This window comes from Alkalihalobacillus alcalophilus ATCC 27647 = CGMCC 1.3604, from assembly GCF_000292245.2.
Classification (GTDB): domain Bacteria; phylum Bacillota; class Bacilli; order Bacillales; family Bacillaceae_D; genus Alkalihalobacillus; species Alkalihalobacillus alcalophilus.
Genome location: NZ_ALPT02000040.1, coordinates 19,787 through 37,812, shown reverse-complemented (window position 1 = coordinate 37,812; position 18,026 = coordinate 19,787). Strand labels below are relative to the sequence as shown.

Genomic DNA, 18,026 nt, shown 5'->3' with positions numbered 1-18,026 from the left:
AAGTCCTTATGTTTGAGTGGAGCGACCTTATGACGGCTTTTTGGGCTTTTTTTCTAATCCTTCCTTTAGTGTCTTTTATCCATCAGTTCGGTCATTGGACGATGGCGAAAATGATGGGAGGAACATCTAACCTAGTCATAGGTAGGGGGAAAACTATTTTAAGAGTAGGACCGATTTCATTTAAGCGGATTTATATAGCAGATTCCTCTTGCACCTATAAAGGTCTAAAAATAAATAATAAACTTGGACATATTTTGGTCCATTTAGGTGGAGTCATATTTAATTTAGGCTCTATGCTTGTTCTCAACCTCCTAATTATGATCAATATCATACCAGAAACGACTTATTTTTATCAGTTCGGCTACTTTTCGGTTTACTATGTATTCTTTGCTTTGTTACCGATTAAATATAGTGAAAAACATGTGAGTGACGGACTAGCTGTATACGAAATCCTCAAAAACTTTGACCCTAAGGATGTTACCGATTAAAATCAAAAGGAATAGTAACGTCCACTGAAAACAATCTCATTCTCACTTTTAACTAGGACGAATCCCAAATCATTAGGTGATTCATTAGATGATCCATTATGGCTCAAGGTTCACCCACGGAACGCGTAGAGTATGCAGATGGCGGAGTAATCCCAATCATCTAAACTCATTTTCAGTGACTCATAGTAATGTAGGAGGATTCATATGTCAAGAATACAAACAGGTAGTTTTCAAGGGATGAAATTATTAAATAAGTCAACGATTTTAAATACAATTCGATTACATAGTCCTATTTCTCGTGCCGAGATAGCGAAAAAGACAAAGTTGACTCCTGCGACGGTAACCAATATCGTCACGGAATTAATTAACGAAAATTTAGTATGTGAGAGTAAGGTTGGGACGTCTCAAGGGGGGCGTAAGCCGATATTGTTAACGATTAACAATAGAGACTCGTTTATTGTTGGCGTCGATGTAGGTGGGCATACAGTCCGAGCTGTCGTAACGAATTTAAGTGCGACGATCCAAGCAAGAGATGAAATAACCTTACCAAGTCCACTTACAAAAGACGAATTACTTAAACAAATCGTTTTAGTTATTCAAGCAGTGATGACAAAGTCAAAAATAAATAAAGACAAGATAATCGGAATTGGCATCGGGATGCACGGTGTCGTTGATCATTTAGAAGGGATAGCCATTTTTGCTCCGAATTTTCAGCTTAGACAAATCCCGATCAAAAAACATTTAGAGGCTCAATTTCAGATACCTGTATATGTTGAAAATGATGTCCGAGCTTTCACATTAGGTGAAACGTGGTTTGGAAATGGGAAAGGCATAGACAATTTAATTTGTATTAATATCGGTGTCGGAATTGGTGCGGGGATTATATTAAATGATCAACTTTTTCATGGTCAGAATGGGATTGCAGGCGAAATTGGTCACGTTATCGTTGACATTAATGGTCGGAAGTGTTCTTGCGGAAGTTATGGTTGTCTCCAAACCATAGCGGGGGGAGAGGTGTTAAGAGAACGGGCGTTAGAATCCGAACAAAATCAAGAGCTATTAAAAAAAGCTCATAACGATCCTAATGCCATTAACGGTGCTCTTATTTATCAATGTGCCAAAGAAGGAGATCCACTCTCATTGCAACTGTTAGCCGATACCGGACGTTATATTGGCGTTGGGGTAATTAATTTAATTCATCTAATTAATCCTACACGAATTATTATTGGTGGTGGAGTAGCTAAAGCAGGGGATTATGTGTTAGCACCTTTACGTGAGGTGGTTAAAGAACGTGCACTGACCGCACAAGCACGGGAAACAGAAATTTTACAATCAAAACTTGGAGACGATGGAACGATGATAGGGGCAGCGACCCTTGTTTTAAAGCATCTTTTTAACCCACATATCACTCTTTGAACAACATGAACGGATATATCGAAAATAAAAAGTGTGATACAATATTTCTTAATTAAATTAATTTATTAAGTTTGTTGTGATTAATTGAATTGTGAGTATTTATCAAGCCGTGAAAGGAATTCATGAATGTTGTACGGGTGGAGAGTCGCTCAACCCTTAAAGTTCATCATAGAAAGGTTGTAGGTCATGAATGTAAACATTTATGAAAATATAGAACGACTATTGCTGTACGGATTAAAAAAAGAACTCATTAGTCAATGGGATCTTGATTATAGTCGGAATCAAATTTTACATGTTTTACGGCTAGATGATAGACAAGCAGCTCCATCCATTCGGGAAGTGCCGGAAACGCCCATTGAAATTTTAGCTGAAATGACTAAGTGGGCTCTTGAAAAAGACGTCATTGAAAAAGACGACATAACGTATCATGATCGATTTGATACAAAGATTATGGGATGTATAGCACCAAGACCGTCGGAAGTCATAAGTCATTTTTATACTCTTTATCAGAAGGTTAGCCCAATGGCCGCAACTCGATTCTATTACAAATTTTCAAAAGATATTCATTACGTTCGAACGGACCGAATTTCCCAAAATAAAAAATGGGATGTTCATACAGAATACGGAACCTTAGAAGTGACCATTAATTTACCAAAGCCAGAAAAGGGTTCAAGTCCAATTGTTGTAGACAAACAGTTAACAGGTAATCATTATCCGACCTGTTTGCTCTGTAAAGAAAATGTTGGTTTTGCTGGGAAGGCGAATCACCCAGCACGTCAAAATTTACGAATTATTCCGTTAAGGTTATCAGGAGAGCAATGGTATTTACAATTTTCACCTTACATATATTACAATGAGCATGTCGTAGTCTTTTCTGAAGAGCATCAACCAATGAACATTTCGCGAAAAACCTTTGTTCGATTATTAGAATTTGTGGAGAAGTTCCCTCATTATTTTCTTGGCTCAAATGCAGATTTACCAATAGTAGGAGGGTCCATTTTAAGTCACGATCACTATCAAGGGGGTAATTATGACTTTCCAATGGCTAAAGCTTCGAGCGAATATTCCTTTGATTTAAGGAAGTATCCCGATTTAAAAGCAGAAATCATCAAATGGCCTATGTCTGTGATTCGCCTACGTGGCAAACATAGGGCACAGCTAGTTGAAGCTGCTGATGACATCTTAACGGGGTGGAAGCAATATGAAGATCCTGAAGCAGAGATTTACGCTTACACAGGGGATAGCCCGCATAATACGATTACTCCGATCGCAAGACGTAAAGGAGAGTTGTTTGAATTAGATTTAGTTTTGCGTAATAATCGGACAACAAATGAGCATCCAGAAGGTCTTTTTCATGTACCTGCCGAATTTCATTCGATTAAAAAAGAAAATATTGGATTAATTGAAGCGATGGGGCTTGCTGTATTACCTGGACGATTGTCTCTAGAATTAGACGCATTAGCAGAAGTGCTGCCTTCTGAACTAGCGGAGATACATATTCGAGAGAACGAAAGCATTGCTAAGCATCTTCACTGGGCTTTGAAAATAAAGGAAAAACACCCACAGCTATCAAAAGACAATGTTTCAGTCATATTAGAAGAAGAAGTGGGCGAAGTTTTTATCTCTATATTGGAGAGTGCAGGAGTGTTTAAACGGCATGAAAAAGGAAGGGCTGCCTTTCGCAGGTTTATTGACTCCATTCAATCGTGATTTTAGATGCTTGTCCCATATGTTATCGGTTTTGAGAAAGTGGTATAATTATTGTAATATTCATTTTATTCTAGGTAGCTTGAGGTGATAGTTAATGAAATTGTTTGTATGAATGATATGAAAGGTACTCACTAAACGTCAGCTCTAATTTTTGCTTCTTATTCATCAATTTTAAAAATGGGAAGGAGCAAAATATGAGTTATATGAATGCAGAGCATGTTTTACCAAAAGAATTAATTAAAAAAATTCAGCAATATGTTGACGGCAAACCATTGTATATCCCGAGAAAAAACGATAATAAAAAATCATGGGGAGAAAACAACGGAACAAGGCGGGCTCTAAAAGAACGAAATGTAAAAATGTATTTTATGTTTTTAGAAGGAGCAACCATTTCCGAATTAGCCGTTCAATTTTTTCTATCTGAAAAGAGCGTCAGAAGAATTATTAGGCAGGAAAAAATAAAGCAATCCTAAATATGAGGGTGGGGCTGTCTCAAAAGGAGTCATGGAAATGACACCGATTGGGTTCAGCTCCTTTTTTCTATCTAATAGAAAACCATGAACTTTTACTTGGTCCGTTTCTGTCGATGAACTGTTGACAATTATAGGATTAAAAGTAATAATTTGTATTGAAGTGAAATAGATTTGTGGGGGGAGAAATTATTATGAGAAGGATTTTTTGTAGTTTCTTAATGATTTTTATTTTAAGTGCATGTTCCCAGGGAGGAAATATTACTGTTGCCGACGATGAAGTTATTCTTCCAAAGAACGTAGAGATTCCTAGTATGATATTTACCTCTGAAAAAGAAAATAGTGTAATTGACGAAGATGAAATAAAAGCAAGCATAAAAACATATTTAGACAGCGACGAAGATTTATATAATGCTAGTTATCCATTTCGAGAGATTATATATGAAGGACAGGAATTAAATGAGGGTGAAATAGAGAAATTAGACAGCATGAACAAGCTTATAAAAGAAAATGATGAGAATTTTTCTAATTATATTTTAAATAATACATTACCTGAAGGGTATCAGGAAGAGGTGGAACGAATTAGTCAGTACATTACGACTATAAACGAGTATCACAATGAGTTAGATAAAAGAATAGAGAACTTAAATGAAGGAAATTTATCTATGGAAAATTTCAATTATTTATTCAGCTTACCTGATAATGTGAACGGAAGGGAACAGGAAAAAATAGAAACATTCCTTGATAAGAAAAATATTGAGACAAGAGCATTTGGACGGTAGCGTTAGAGGTGAGCGGGCTCCTAGATGATAAAAGGTCACTTTAACTAAATTATCGAACCACTGTATATAGCTCCTTATGTAAGTGGTATGAGAGGGCGAAGTTTAGTCACCTCTTCCACAATCGCGACAAATATGGAAGAGGAATTTCAAACTGCGAAACATGATCGTGATGTGCAGAATGATCGAATGATCGGACTATTTAATTAGATGGTGCTATAAATATCTTATTGAATTCTTACATAGGGGATGTTGTTATGTACTATCTTGCTATTATAGGAATAATAATGTTTTTGATTTTTAATTACTTAATTGTTTTAGTTATATATAGAATGGTCTTTAAGAAATCCATCCCAGACAATCTTTATACTCCATTTGACTATATATCTTCACAAACCACTGTTGAATTCCATGAAGAAAAGGAAGAAAAAGAAAAAGAAGCAGAACAAGGGGATAAGAAGAGTAAAAACAAATAATTTAGTCTCCCTAGATAAACATTTTTTCGAGGGACAAGACAGTAAGTTATCTACTCAGGGATGGAGATCTGAGCCTTATTACCATCCAACAAAAATGCTTTTTCAGATGGTAACTAGAGCTAGAAAAAAACTGCATCTAATTATTTTTAATAATGAAGCTATTCTAAAGGAATGTCTTAATATTTTGAATTCTGACGAGGGGTAAAGTTCTTCCATAATCGGGCACGATTGTAGCATAAAGATTCGATTTTTAAACGACTTTATTGTTACACTCATGAGTTTCTATTCAGTGATTGTACAAGAAATTAAACAACTTTGTTTTTACACCTTCCACTTTTGTGGACGGTGTAATGCGTTTTTTAGCTACAAAATTAAACGGCTTTATTATCATTACACAAATAGGGGGCCTACCAACAAAACGCGGAAAACATACGCTAAGCAAATTTCGTTCTAAAAAAATCGAATTCCTGTACGTTAAGGAATCGACTTTTTAATTTAACTTATTTAACTCTAGCCCCCGTTAGTTGAAGATGATATACAAAATAAAGTTCTCTAAATTACCTCATAGATATGTATGTGTCATTATCGGAATTACCATAGCTTGCTTGTACTGTCTCCTTTTCGGTATTGAGGTCAACTTGTGCTTTGTTAATTAGCCATAAGGTATCATGTATTTTCCCATTTATGATTAGAGGCATTACCTTTTTAACCAAATCCATTTCAAAACCAGCATTCAATACACGTATATATTGAAAATATGTCTCATGCTCACTTGAATAGATGCGGTAGCCATTTTTTGCTCTTTCAACTTTTGGAACAAGTCCCCATGACTCATAATGCCTTAAATCACTTGTGCTTATATTTAATTTCTTAGCTATCTCAATACCTTTCATTACAAACCTCCATCTTTAAACCTATAGTTTATAGTTAAAGCACTTGACGGATTTTTTTATATTAACTCAATAATCTCAGTTTATATGATAACAAAACCTTAGCATTTGCACTAATATTGTACTATTGAAATGTAAGGTGAAGTTTTAAGTTACCTTACTAAATTTTTAACCAAGAAGGAGAGAGATTAAATGAATAATCTACAAGTAAATCAAACCATCATCCCTTATTTCATGATACTAAATGCACTAAAATTTATTGATTTTACTCAAAAAGTTTTTAATGGCGGTGAAGTAGGAACTGTTGAAAAACTAAGAGATACAGAAGGTGTAATTCATGCAGAAATGAAAATAGGAAACAGCACCATTTATTTTGCTGATACATCTGCTGACGGAAGTTGTGGTCCAGGAGTATGTGGGGAGTTAAATACAGATGGACTTATTCCTATCCAAATGTATATTCATGTTGAAAATGTTGCAGATACTTATAAAAAGGCGATTGCAGAAGGAGCAACACCGCTAATGGAACCATCAGAAGAAACTGGGAATATGGGTGGTTTTGTTGACCCATTCGAAAATCTTTGGTGGATTAAGTCAAAAAAATAAATCAAAAATAATAATTAGTGAAGTTGTAAGTTGAAGTAAGAGATCCGTGAAATAACGAAGAATCTAATCAATTAATTTCGATGATTCACATTTGAAAGGGGAAAAAACCATGAAATAAGATAAGTCTCTGAAAGAAGTTCTTCAAGATAGCAAAAGAAGTCAAATTGACGCAATCGCACAGTACATTGACGGTCATATCAGAGAAAACTGGCAAACTGTACTTCTGGAAAAACGAGTTCAGCTGCAGGAAGCATATAACGAGGGAGGCGATATGGCATACGGAACGTATTTGAACTTGCTGTTTCTAGCTATTCATAAGCAGCTTAAAGAGGCTCGATTACGCCCTGAGCCTAGATTTCCAGGCGACTTTGATATTTCGAGAGAATGGGGGGAAGATGATTCCGACCGACAACGTTGGATGTGGAGTACCATTCATTCCTTGAATGGAGAACCTCTAGGTACTATAGTCACCATTGTGTTTCACGACCATACGCAGTTTCGTGTCCCCCGCAAGCCTCAAATCATCGCCTTAAGTGTGATAAGCAAGGAGGATGTGGTAACTGCTCTTTCTCTCCGTTCCGATGAATTCAAGCATGCACTTGAATTCACTGTTGAATACGAAGAGTACCTGCGAAGCTTGGAAAGCACGGAATAAAGAAAAAGAGAATCTGTGTAAAAGCTGTCGGAAGGGAAACAATAATCGTTAATTACTCCATTAAAGGGCCATTTAATGGAGTAACGCCTTGCAAAGTTTTGGGGGATTTGAAATAATTGTTATGGAGCTAAAAATGCATGGCGACAGTCCCACACCTGTCAAAGCATAAATTACTATTCCGTTGAGGAGGATTCTTGTGCGTCCACGACCATTATCTATTGAAAATCCAGAGCATTATAGGTATGTTAGTCTTGTGCCAGATGGAGATATTGAAGAAATACTTAGTAAGCAACGAACTAAGACCATTACTCTCTTAAGCAGCGTATCAGAGGAGTCAGCAAGGAAGGCGTACGCACCAGGGAAATGGACTTTAAAAGAAGTGATTGGGCATATGACCGACTCGGAACGTGTGATGTCGTATCGAATGCTTGCCATTGCACGAAATGAAAGTGCACCACTCCCAGCAATGGATCAGGATCAATACGTTTCTTCGGCGAACTTCAACAAATTATCCTGGGAACAGTTACTATCTGGTTTAGACACGGTACGCTCCAACACGTTAAGCCTTATTTCAACCATTGATGATGCGGCGTGGGTTCGTAATGGAACTGTAATGAACAGCCCAGTTTCGTTAGGTACCATTGCATATGGCATTGCCGGGCACGAGTTACACCATATGAAAGTGATTAGTGATAAATACTTATAAGTCTTTTCTAACAATGTACCTTGAACCTATTCAATAAAGATGTATATTCACAGGCATCTATAGAAAACTAAACCTCTCTATAGATGCTCCTTTTATGTGTTTAGTCTTCAGCAAACGGGCTTTTTAGTATGGGAATTTCCTTAACGTTGTAAATCCACATTTTACTGACGCTACCCTAAATCTACTAGATTATTTCTAATTTCTGAATGTGCTTTTGCTTTAGCGATAGACTTTTTGTTGAAGTGCTCACTTGCCAGCATCCGTAATTCCCACATGTACACTTTTCTTGTGAAGATTTATTAATAATGATATGACCCGCTTCTCCAGCGAGATGGTGCTGCAACCCTAATCAATAAAAAAACTTATACCAGCAAAAAATAAAAGAATTTTTAATGTAATCTCCCAATAGGCTAAATCCACCCCATTAATTAATTGAAAGAATCCGGTTAGCCCATTCATAATAAGAATTAAAGAAAAGATCAAAAGGAACCATCTATTTTTAAGCATATATCCGCCTCCAACCATTTAGGGGGAAAGTGTTCAATCTTATTGAGCAATACCTTTTCAATTGTTATGGACGGTTACAGTATTTGGATGTTATTGAGTATAAACGTTAATCTAATTCATTTCTATTGTTGTATAATCCAAAGGTAAACAAGAGGCATTTCTTAATTATTGGAAATGTCTTTTTTGTGATTAAGAAAGTGGTTGTAACTTCAACAAAAGAGATTTCTTTTAATTATAAGCCCTACTTCCTTAAAGTTTTAATAGAACAATATTGTATAAATGTAAGCGTTAATTCATCAATTAGAGTGAAGGTTTTAATCTGTGGTTGTTTTATTCTTAAAGCAAGTTAAAAAAGAGAGGAGAAGGACAGATGGAAAAGATTAGAGTAGGAGTAATTGGGGTCGGTTCTATGGGAACATCTCATGTAAACTATTTAGTTGAGGGGGAAATTGAAGGAGCGATTTTAACAGCGCTGTTAGAACAACGATTAGAAAAAAAGGAAGAATTAGAAAGGTGCTATCCAGGTGTTCAAATTTTTCAAGATGAGGATTTATTTTTTCAGCAAGCTGAAGTTGATGCTATCTTAATCGCGACACCACATTATGATCATCCCCGTTTAGCAATCAAGGCTTTTGAACATCAGATGCATGTACTAACGGAAAAGCCAGCAGGTGTATATACAAAGCAAGTTCGTGGAATGAATGAAGCGGCCGAAAAGAGTGGAAAAGTATTTTCTATTATGTATAATCAGCGAACGAATCCCCTTTATCAAAAAGTGAGAGATTTAATTCAGACGAAGGAATTAGGAGAGATTAGAAGAATTAATTGGATTATGACAAGTTGGTACCGCTCTCAAAGTTACTATGATTCAGGTGAATGGCGTGCAACTTGGGCAGGAGAAGGTGGAGGGGTTTTAATTAATCAATGTCCACATCAGCTTGATTTATGGCAGTGGATGACTGGGATGATGCCAGCAAAAATTCGGTCCTTTTGTTCATTCGGTAAGTATCGAGATATTGAGGTTGAAGATGAAGTAACAGCGTATGCGGAATATGAAAATGGAGCAACAGCTGTTTTTATTACAACGACGGCTGAAGCGGCTGGAACGAATCGACTTGAAATTGTTGGGGAGCAAGGAAAGATCGTTGTAGAGCACGGAACGTTAACATTTTGGCGTTTAAGAATCTGAACCAGAATTTAATCGAACTTATAAGGGAGGGTTTGGAGAACCGGAATATTGGAAGTGTGAAATTCCAATTATACGAACAAAAGAAGGGCATGAAGTGATTACACAAAACTTTATTGATGCGATCCGATTGAATACTCCTTTACTTGCACCGGGTGAGGAGGGAATGAAAGGATTAACGATTTCAAATGCGATTCAATTGTCAACTTGGCTCAACGATGCGGTCGAGTTTCCTTTAGATGAAAATCTTTATTATGAACAGTTACAAAAAAGAATTCAGCAATCGAAAAGAAAAGTTATTAAAGGGTATCGAACATTGAATGTAGAAGGAACTCACTAATTGATAAATAAAAAGGGAGTGGCTCCAAGTTGAATCGTAATAAGGAAGGAATGAACTATGCACCTAAAGGAGTTGTCAATAAAGTTGTGGAACAAGGGGAGTTTGTTTTTGCTGCAACTGCTTTAGATCATGGACATATTTATGGAATGTGTAACGGATTAATGGAAGCTGGCGCTGATTTAAAATGGGTCTATGATGGAGACCATAAAAAGTGTGAAGCGTTTAAACAACAATACCCTCATGTGAGAATAGCAGACTCCTTGGATGATATTTTACAAGATAAGGAAGTGAAACTTGTCGCGGCTGCAGCTATTCCTTCCAAAAGATGTGAGTTAGGTATCCTCGTTATGGAGCATGGGAAAGACTATTTTACGGATAAAACACCATTTACGACACTTGAGCAGCTAGAACTAGCGAAAAAGGCAGTGTTGGAAACTGGGAAAAAATATATGGTTTATTATAGTGAAAGACTTCATGTGGAAAGTGCTGTCTTTGCTGGTCAGTTGATTGATCAAGGGGCAATAGGTCGTGTTTTGCAAGTAACGGGCTTTGGTCCACATCGACTACAAGCAGAGAACAGACCTGAATGGTTTTTTCAAAAAGAGCAGTATGGTGGAATTTTATGTGATATCGGTAGCCACCAAATTGAACAATTTTTATATTATACAGGTTGTCAGGAGGCTAAAGTGTTGCATAGCAAAGTAGCTAATTATTACGCGAAAGAATATCCAGAGTTAGAAGACTATGGGGATGCAACTTTGGTTGGTGATAATGGAGCGACTCAATTCTTTCGGGTTGATTGGCATACACCGAATGGGTTATCAACTTGGGGAGATGGAAGACTTTTTCTTATAGGAACAAATGAACGATTGAAATTAGAAAGTATGTGGATGTTGCAAGGGATGAAGAGGGGGACCATGTTTATTTAGTAAATGGAGAATCAGAACAACACTTTCAAGTAAAAGGAAAGGTTGGTTTCCCTTTCTTTGGTCAATTCATTCTTGATTGCCTAAATAGGACGGAAAATGCGATGACACAGGCCCATGCTTTTAAAGCGGCAGAACTATGCTTAACGGCTCAGAAACAGGCGATAAAAGTTGAATAATGCACTTAATTAATTAAGATGAAAAATCTTAACGAAAAGTGGAGGCGACTATGTCGATCAGTTTGATTGATGATCATTTACAATTTGGATACCATCAGAATACGAAGTCAAAGATTGATTTTCATTCCCATGAAAAGGCTGAAATTTACTATTTTCATGGTGGCAAATGCAACTATTTAATCGGCGATGAAATTCATATCTTATCTCCGGGAGACTTGATATTGATGCATGGTTTAACGTTACATCGGCCAAAAATTTTTGAGGAAGACGATTATATACGAACGACGATTCATTTTGATACGAGTTATTTTTCTCAACTATTAGAGCCGATGGGTTTAGAACGTGTGTTACTTCCATTTACGAAAATAAAATCTTTAAGAATTCACTTTGAAGGGAAACAAAAGGAAGAGCTAGAGAGTTATTTCCGAAGAATTCATCAATTAAAAGATAACGGAGATTTGCTATCAGTTCAGCGCTCTCAACTTTTGTTTATCGATTTACTCGCATTCATTTATCCATTTTGCCAAAATTCATTGGCAAAGAAAAGAACACATCATTCAGATAAGGAAAAGCATGTTCAAAGGGTTATTACGTATATAGAAAATCATTATCATGAAGAAATTAGTTTGGAATTTTTAGAAGAACAACTTCATTTGAGTCGATTTTATTTATCTAAAATCTTTAAAGAAGTTACGGGTGTAACAATTTTTACTTTTTATATCAAAAAAGAGTTAATCAAGCCAAGATTGAATTAATGCTGTATCCGAATCGAACTGTTACAGAAGTTAGTTTTGCGATGGGGTTTAAGCACGCTTCCCATTTAAGTAAAGTTTTTAAACAACTAACTGGGATGACACCAGAGCAATACCGTAAGGAAGTTGTTTACTGAATGTTCATTCATTTTGTGGGAGGAAGATATGATGAAGCTTTCTGTGTTTACTGTGATGGTACCGGATTTAACACCATCTGAGCTTTTACCGTTACTTAAAGAAAATGGATATGATGCGGTTGAATGGAGATATAAATCGATTGACCCACAGTTTGAACAAGAGAATTTTAGCTTTTGGAGAAATAATTTTTGTACGATTCAACCGAATTGGAAGTCTGAAGAACTATTAAAGCTAAGAAAAGAAACGGAAAAATTAGGCATTGAGACGTTGAGTGTTACCCCTTATTTAACCTGTGGTGATCTAGAAGCGACAGAGGATGTGTTAAAAAAAGCGAAATTATTAGGGGCTAACATGATTCGAATAGGTGTTCCAAGATACGATGGAGCTCTTCCATTTTCTGATTTACTACAGCAGGCGAAAAGATATGTGAAAGAAGTTGAGGAGCTTTGTAAACAGTATCAGATCAAGGGACTTGTTGAGACTCATCATCAAACGATTGCTCCAAGTGCTTCTTTAGCACTAAGGTTAGTAGAGGAATCAAACCCTGATCATATTGGGGTTTTATACGATCCTGGGAATATGGTTCATGAAGGATATGAAGATTATCGAATGGGGATAGCGATGTTAGGATCTTATTTAGCCCATGTTCATGCCAAAAATGCAGCCTATTTTTCTAAAGAGCAAGAGGGAATAAAAAAATGGCAAGGTAAATGGGTGAGAATTGATCGAGGTATAGTCGATTGGGTAGAAGTAATGAATGCATTAAAAGAGAGCGGCTATCAAGGTTATGTTGGTATGGAGGATTTTAGCGAAACATTCCCATCTAAAGAGGCATTGGCTTTTAATGCACAATATTTAAAATCATTCGTAGAATAAAATGAGCCTATAAGCTGAGAGACTCATTTGATCAACGAGAAAATATATATCTTACTTGAAGCTTACCTATGAGGAAGCTACATCTTTTTTGCTCTAGCTAAAATGCTTAGAGCTTCTTTTTTTGTTAATTGTTCTTGAGCCTAACCGCCAATCAATTGATGGTAAAATAAAACAAAAGAGCAAGGTAAGGAGGCATAAATATGACGATTACAATCCAAATAGAAGATGTATTTAATGAATACGTGCAGAACGAGAACTTCTCTGGTGTAGGATTTGTGAAAGTTGGGAATTCGATTATTTTTCAAAAAGCGTTTGGTTATGCACATCGTGGTTGGAATGTTTTGAATCAAATTGATACTAAATTTGATACAGCTTCTATTACAAAAGTGTTTACCTCTGTAGCTATCCTGAAATTAGTAGAGCAACAATTGTTGTCTTTGGATGATAAGATTTTAGAAATTCTAGATTTAGGAGATTCAACGATTCATAAGGATGTTACGATTTATCACTTGTTAACACATACTTCTGGCATTGGCGATGATGCCGATGAGGAAGCAGGCGAAAGTTACGAGGAATTATGGAAGGATAAACCGAATTATTCTGTCAAAGAAACGGTTGATTATTTACCTCAATTTATTTACAAAGAACCGAACTTTAATCCTGGTGAAGGATGTAGATACAATAATTGTGCTTATATTTTGCTTGGATTGATTATTGAAAAAAGAAGTGGATTAAGTTATCGGGATTTTGTTAAACAAGCAATTTTTGATGAAGTGGGAATGAAGCAAACGGATTTTTATGCAATGGACCATGTGGTTGAACATGCAGCGGAGCACTATGGCTCTATTTTAGACGAGAATGAAAAGATCATTGGGTATCGAAAGAATATTTATTCTTACCCTGCTATTGGCTCAGCTGATGCTGGTGCATTAACGACTGTGCAAGACCTCGATTTATTTATTAGGTCGCTTAAAGCTGGAAAACTGTTGTCAGAAAAATGGACGAATGAAATCCTTACACCTAAAGAGAATTACCGAAAACATGCAACAGTCACTCAATTAATGGGCTACGGATTTCAGTTTCTTGCGGAGAGTGAGAGCAATGAGCTCATTTACATTCAAAAAGATGGAATTAACGCAGGGGTAAGTTGTGTGATGAATTATTATCCTAAAACCGATATGTCAATTATTATCATGGCCAATCAAGATACAAATGTATGGGGTTTGGCTCAGGATGTGATGGAGCTAATAAATGGAAATGAGAAGAGTTGATTAGATGATATCAGAGTTAAAACAAAAGCACTTTAATAAATGCCTTGAATTATTAAATGAAAACGGACAGATGGAAGCTTATGCGATTATAAATGGGATCAATCCAGGTCGAGTTTTTGTAGATGATCCCATCGCTCCATCGACCGGTTTGATTTGGCTAGGAAACAATGATGGGTTTATCTTTTTCGGAGATTCTAATAATGCTCATTTTAATGTTGAAATTAATGACTTTATCGATCATATCATCATTCCACAAGCGAAAACTCTTCAACTAAACTGGTTTGAGGCGATCGGAAATCATTCAGGCTGGGATGAATCGTTAGAGAGTCTCTTTAACCACCGCCCATTAGCGAGCTGGAATCAGAGGGTTTATCAGTTACATGCTAAGGATTATAATAAAAATAAGAAATTTGAGTTAGAGCCAGAGTATAAACGATTCAGCATTCAAAAAGACCTCTACAAACAGAAGGATAGTTACCGTAACTGGAATTATTTAGAGGGAAAAATTTTAGGATATTGGGATTCATTGAATGATTTTTTCACAAATGGATTAGGTTCTTGTATTGTTTACCATCAAGACATTATAAGCTATTGTTTTTCTGGTTTTGTGAATCGGAATGTACAATGTGTAAATATTGAAACATGTCCAGACCATAGAGGGAAAGGTTTAGCAAAAAAGAACGCCCAATTTTTAATAGAAGAGTGTTTTGAAAATCAAATGATTCCTTATTGGGATTGTATGGAAGAAAATAAAGCTTCCATTGCCGTTGCAAGGAAGCTCGGATTTCAAAGGGTTTATGACTATAAAGGATTTGAGTTTCGGATTTAATGTAGTGAAGCTTCCTAACCAGGCTCATTCAACAGGTTCATTATGATACGAGGATTCGAATGAACTTTCTATCGTCAATAAAAAATAGCCAGCGACATAAAGGAAACATGGAAGACCTTACAGCGACTAATCGTGAGGAGGCTTCGTTCAGCGGGCATGCAGTTGGAGAAGTAAGCCAAATCATCCAAGCCCGTTCTTTACTTTCCCCCTTTTTTCTGAAACCATATCGTCACTGTCTTTGCTGACTCATAAAAAGAGAAGGGAGAGTTATGACATGAAAGGAGTCCTTTATTTTATTGGGAGTGTAGCGGTAGTAATCGTGGCCGTCCTTTTGTTTAATTTATCTAGTGGTTCTCAAACTGAAGCGGAAGAAGGGCCGCCTTCTGTTAAGGAAAATGTAACAGTTGAAGAGCGAGCTCAAACAATTCTAGAGGCATTAAGGGAAGAAGATTTTGAACAGGTAGCTGAGTATGTTCATTCTGAGAAAGGCGTAACGTTTTCACCATACGCTTATGTAGAAAGTGAGCATCAAATGTTCGATCAAGAAAATCTGAAAAATTGGAAGAATGATCAATCGATTTATACTTGGGGAACTTTTGATGGAAGTGGTTATGCGATCGAAGTGACCCCTATTGAATATTACGAACAATTTATTTATGATAAAGATTTTGCATCTGCAGAAGAAGTGCACCAAGATGAGGCTATCCAACCACGTGGAAATTCCTTACACAACGCTAAAGAATTTTACCCTGACGCCAGGTTCATAGAATTTCATGTGCCAGGTAGTGAAGAGTATGGCGGAATGGATTGGGGAAGTTTAATTATCGCCTTTGAAGAAATGGATGGAGCTTTGTACTTAATAGCGATTATTCACGATCAATGGACGATATAATAAGGCTATTTCAGTAGCTAAAAAGAAACTTATAATAGCTAACTAGTTCTAGAGTTTTAACAAATAAAAGCTTCAGAAGTCGATTCCTTAATATGTAGGGTTTCGACTTTTTTTGTGTTTACGATTTTTCCTTTGAAATAGAAGTCAGTAAATGGCTAAGGAGATTTTCCACCCGTGTGAAATATTCCCTTTTATAGCTTTAAGCTGCATTAATTTTTCAGATCAGGGCATAATTTTTGGAGGCCACTGAAAAAGTCCAAGAAAACAATTAAGGTGATGAAGGAAACAGAATTCTGCTTCCTTCATCCCTTTTTCTTTTTCACTATTTTCCATTCATAGTATAATAGATATAACTAATTAAAGGTGGTGCGACCATGATTTCCAGACAAGAAACTGTAAAATTAAGTCCGTATATGGATTTGTATGAGGTCATTATTCCGAAAGATAATATGCTTCGTCAAATCAATGAACTTGTTGATTTTTCCTTTATTTTGGAGGAATTACAATCAAAGTATTCGTTGGATCATGGTCGGAAAGCGATTCCTCCGATTCGGATGTTCAAATATTTACTGCTCAAATCCATTCATGACCTATCAGATGTCGACCTTGTTGAGCGTTCAAAATATGATATGTCGTTCAAGTATTTCTTAGATATGTCGCCTGAGGAGGAGGTCATTGACCCGAGTTCATTGACGAAATTCCGTCGCCTTCGTCTCCAGGATATGAAGTTATTAGATTTATTAATCAATAAGACGGTTGAAATTGCCTTAGAGAAAGGGATCATCCAAAGTAAAATACTTATTGTCGACGCGACTCATAGTCAAGCCTGTTTTAATCAAAAATCACCGAAAGAATTTTTATCGGCGAAATCAAAAAGCTTACGCAAAGCGGTCTATGAACTGGATAAAGAAATGGTCGGGAAATTCCCTGAGAAACCCACGTCAAACGAGGTGGCCGATGAATTAGATTACTGTCAACAAGTCATGGAGACCGTAGAAAGTCAATCCAAAGTGGCCGATCTGCCCGCTGTGAAAGAAAAAGTAAATCGTTTGAAGGAAGCCATCGAAGACTACGATGGAAAATGGAGTTATTCAAACGATCCAGATGCACGGGTTGGACATAAATCTGCGGACTCGGCTTTCTTTGGATACAAAACACATTTGGCGATGAATGATGAACGAATCATTACGGCGGCCGTGATCACAACGGGTGAAAAAAGTGATGGGCACTATCTAGAACAATTAGTAGATAAGAGTCAAGAAGCAGGAATGGAAATCGACACGGTCATAGGAGATACAGCCTATTCAGGGAAAGGCAATTTACAGTACGCTCAATTAAAAGAGATTCAATTGATCTCAAAATTAAATCCTGTCATTACAAATGGGCGTAACCAACGAAAAACGACTTTTGACTTTAATAAAGATGCAGGGATGTTTGTGTGCCCAGCTGGCCATATGGCGACTCATAAAAAAAGAACAGGAGAGAAAAAAAGGAATCAACGTTTAACCTTTTATTTTGATGTTGATAAATGTAAAGTTTGTCCAATGAGTAAAGGGTGTTACAGAGAAGGAGCCCAAAGTAAAACCTACTCGCTTACGATTAAATCAGACATACACGAGGAACAAGCTGCCTTCCAAGAAACAGAGGCTTTCAAGGAATTAGCGAAAAAGCGGTATAAGATTGAAGCGAAAAATAGTGAACTCAAGAACCCCCACGGCTTAAAAAAAGCGCGTTCTGCGGGGTTATTGGGCATGGAAGTGCAAGGAGCAACGACGATATTTGCGGTCAATCTGAAGCGAATAGTGAAACTGTTAAATGAAAAAGAGTAAGGAATAAGCCATCAAACAAGGCACTTTCTGTCCGTTTCGGACAGAAAGTGCCTTGTTTTTAATTTGAAAAAGGATTTGAATTTTAAAACCGTGGTTTTTCAGTGG

19 protein-coding genes and 2 pseudogenes are annotated in these 18,026 nt (G+C 36.6%); 18 read left to right on the top strand and 3 right to left on the bottom strand.

All coding sequences use genetic code 11. From position 1 onward, the window contains the following. From BALCAV_RS12135 to BALCAV_RS12110, 6 genes are all read left to right on the top strand, one after another. Nucleotides 1–488, top strand: a 488-nt coding sequence (locus BALCAV_RS12135; RefSeq protein ID WP_235213111.1) for a hypothetical protein, incomplete at its 5' end; no start/stop codon positions are given. 204 nt (nt 489–692) lie between these two features. Next, nucleotides 693–1,904: an ROK family transcriptional regulator gene (locus BALCAV_RS12130; protein WP_003324204.1), complete on the top strand. Its 1,212-nt coding sequence runs from the start codon at nt 693–695 to the stop codon at nt 1,902–1,904. A gap of 186 nt (nt 1,905–2,090) precedes the next feature. After that, nucleotides 2,091–3,614 carry a UDP-glucose--hexose-1-phosphate uridylyltransferase gene (locus BALCAV_RS12125; RefSeq protein WP_003324203.1) on the top strand — a complete coding sequence of 508 codons (1,524 nt, stop codon included), beginning with the start codon at nt 2,091–2,093 and terminating at the stop codon, nt 3,612–3,614. A gap of 194 nt (nt 3,615–3,808) precedes the next feature. Beyond that, the gene (locus BALCAV_RS12120) at nt 3,809–4,087 is read left to right on the top strand and encodes a CD3324 family protein (protein WP_003324202.1); all 279 of its coding nucleotides are present in this window, start codon (nt 3,809–3,811) and stop codon (nt 4,085–4,087) included. Between the two features lie 191 nt (nt 4,088–4,278). Continuing rightward, nucleotides 4,279–4,866 (top strand): NDxxF motif lipoprotein, encoded by a 588-nt coding sequence (locus BALCAV_RS12115; protein WP_003324201.1) that lies wholly within the window; start codon nt 4,279–4,281, stop codon nt 4,864–4,866. Nucleotides 4,867–5,120: 254 nt separating this feature from the next. Continuing rightward, a complete protein-coding gene (locus BALCAV_RS12110; RefSeq protein WP_003324200.1) occupies nt 5,121–5,339 on the top strand; it encodes a DUF3951 domain-containing protein in 219 nt (72 codons plus the stop codon). A 557-nt stretch (nt 5,340–5,896) separates the two neighbouring features. Here BALCAV_RS12110 and BALCAV_RS12105 read toward each other — a convergent pair. Then, a complete protein-coding gene (locus BALCAV_RS12105; protein ID WP_003324198.1) occupies nt 5,897–6,232 on the bottom strand; it encodes a MerR family transcriptional regulator in 336 nt (111 codons plus the stop codon). A 189-nt stretch (nt 6,233–6,421) separates the two neighbouring features. Between BALCAV_RS12105 and BALCAV_RS12100 the strand changes: the two genes are divergently transcribed. The 3 genes from BALCAV_RS12100 (at nt 6,422) to BALCAV_RS12090 (ending at nt 8,196) form a co-directional block, all read left to right on the top strand. Continuing rightward, the gene (locus BALCAV_RS12100; protein WP_003324197.1) at nt 6,422–6,835 is read left to right on the top strand and encodes a VOC family protein; all 414 of its coding nucleotides are present in this window, start codon (nt 6,422–6,424) and stop codon (nt 6,833–6,835) included. Nucleotides 6,836–6,962: 127 nt separating this feature from the next. Beyond that, nucleotides 6,963–7,490 carry a DUF6022 family protein gene (locus BALCAV_RS12095; protein WP_268746808.1) on the top strand — a complete coding sequence of 176 codons (528 nt, stop codon included), beginning with the start codon at nt 6,963–6,965 and terminating at the stop codon, nt 7,488–7,490. A 196-nt stretch (nt 7,491–7,686) separates the two neighbouring features. Then, nucleotides 7,687–8,196 (top strand): DinB family protein, encoded by a 510-nt coding sequence (locus tag BALCAV_RS12090; RefSeq protein WP_003324195.1) that lies wholly within the window; start codon nt 7,687–7,689, stop codon nt 8,194–8,196. Between the two features lie 184 nt (nt 8,197–8,380). Here BALCAV_RS12090 and BALCAV_RS23425 read toward each other — a convergent pair whose 3' ends face one another. Next, nucleotides 8,381–8,539, bottom strand: a complete 159-nt coding sequence (locus BALCAV_RS23425) for an ROK family protein (RefSeq protein WP_136446026.1) — start codon at nt 8,537–8,539, stop codon at nt 8,381–8,383. A 2-nt stretch (nt 8,540–8,541) separates the two neighbouring features. Then, entirely contained in the window at nt 8,542–8,703 is a 162-nt protein-coding gene (locus BALCAV_RS22325; protein ID WP_160173411.1) for a hypothetical protein, read from the bottom strand. A gap of 370 nt (nt 8,704–9,073) precedes the next feature. On the opposite strand from BALCAV_RS22325, the pseudogene BALCAV_RS12085 reads away from it, so the two are divergent. From BALCAV_RS12085 to BALCAV_RS12050, 9 genes and pseudogenes are all read left to right on the top strand, one after another. Then, nucleotides 9,074–10,229: pseudogene (locus BALCAV_RS12085) on the top strand (Gfo/Idh/MocA family protein). Nucleotides 10,230–10,279: 50 nt separating this feature from the next. Then, nucleotides 10,280–11,334 (top strand): annotated as a pseudogene (locus BALCAV_RS12080) (Gfo/Idh/MocA family protein). 50 nt (nt 11,335–11,384) lie between these two features. After that, entirely contained in the window at nt 11,385–12,089 is a 705-nt protein-coding gene (locus BALCAV_RS12075; protein WP_052044377.1) for an AraC family transcriptional regulator, read from the top strand. After that, nucleotides 12,080–12,223, top strand: coding sequence for a helix-turn-helix domain-containing protein (locus BALCAV_RS21655; RefSeq protein WP_326938309.1), 144 nt, complete (start codon nt 12,080–12,082; stop codon nt 12,221–12,223). Before BALCAV_RS12075 ends, BALCAV_RS21655 begins: the two co-directional genes overlap by 10 nt. A 31-nt stretch (nt 12,224–12,254) precedes the next feature. After that, entirely contained in the window at nt 12,255–13,100 is an 846-nt protein-coding gene (locus tag BALCAV_RS12070; protein WP_003324193.1) for a sugar phosphate isomerase/epimerase family protein, read from the top strand. A 200-nt stretch (nt 13,101–13,300) separates the two neighbouring features. After that, on the top strand, nt 13,301–14,371 hold the full coding sequence (locus BALCAV_RS12065) for a serine hydrolase domain-containing protein (protein WP_003324192.1): 1,071 nt from the start codon (nt 13,301–13,303) through the stop codon (nt 14,369–14,371). Between the two features lie 4 nt (nt 14,372–14,375). Next, complete coding sequence (locus BALCAV_RS12060; RefSeq protein WP_003324191.1) at nt 14,376–15,200, top strand: GNAT family N-acetyltransferase; 825 nt, start codon at nt 14,376–14,378, stop codon at nt 15,198–15,200. A 274-nt stretch (nt 15,201–15,474) separates the two neighbouring features. Further along, entirely contained in the window at nt 15,475–16,092 is a 618-nt protein-coding gene (locus tag BALCAV_RS12055) for a hypothetical protein (RefSeq protein ID WP_003324189.1), read from the top strand. A gap of 374 nt (nt 16,093–16,466) precedes the next feature. Continuing rightward, a complete protein-coding gene (locus BALCAV_RS12050) occupies nt 16,467–17,921 on the top strand; it encodes an IS1182 family transposase (RefSeq protein WP_003324188.1) in 1,455 nt (484 codons plus the stop codon). Nucleotides 17,922–18,026 lie beyond the last annotated feature (105 nt).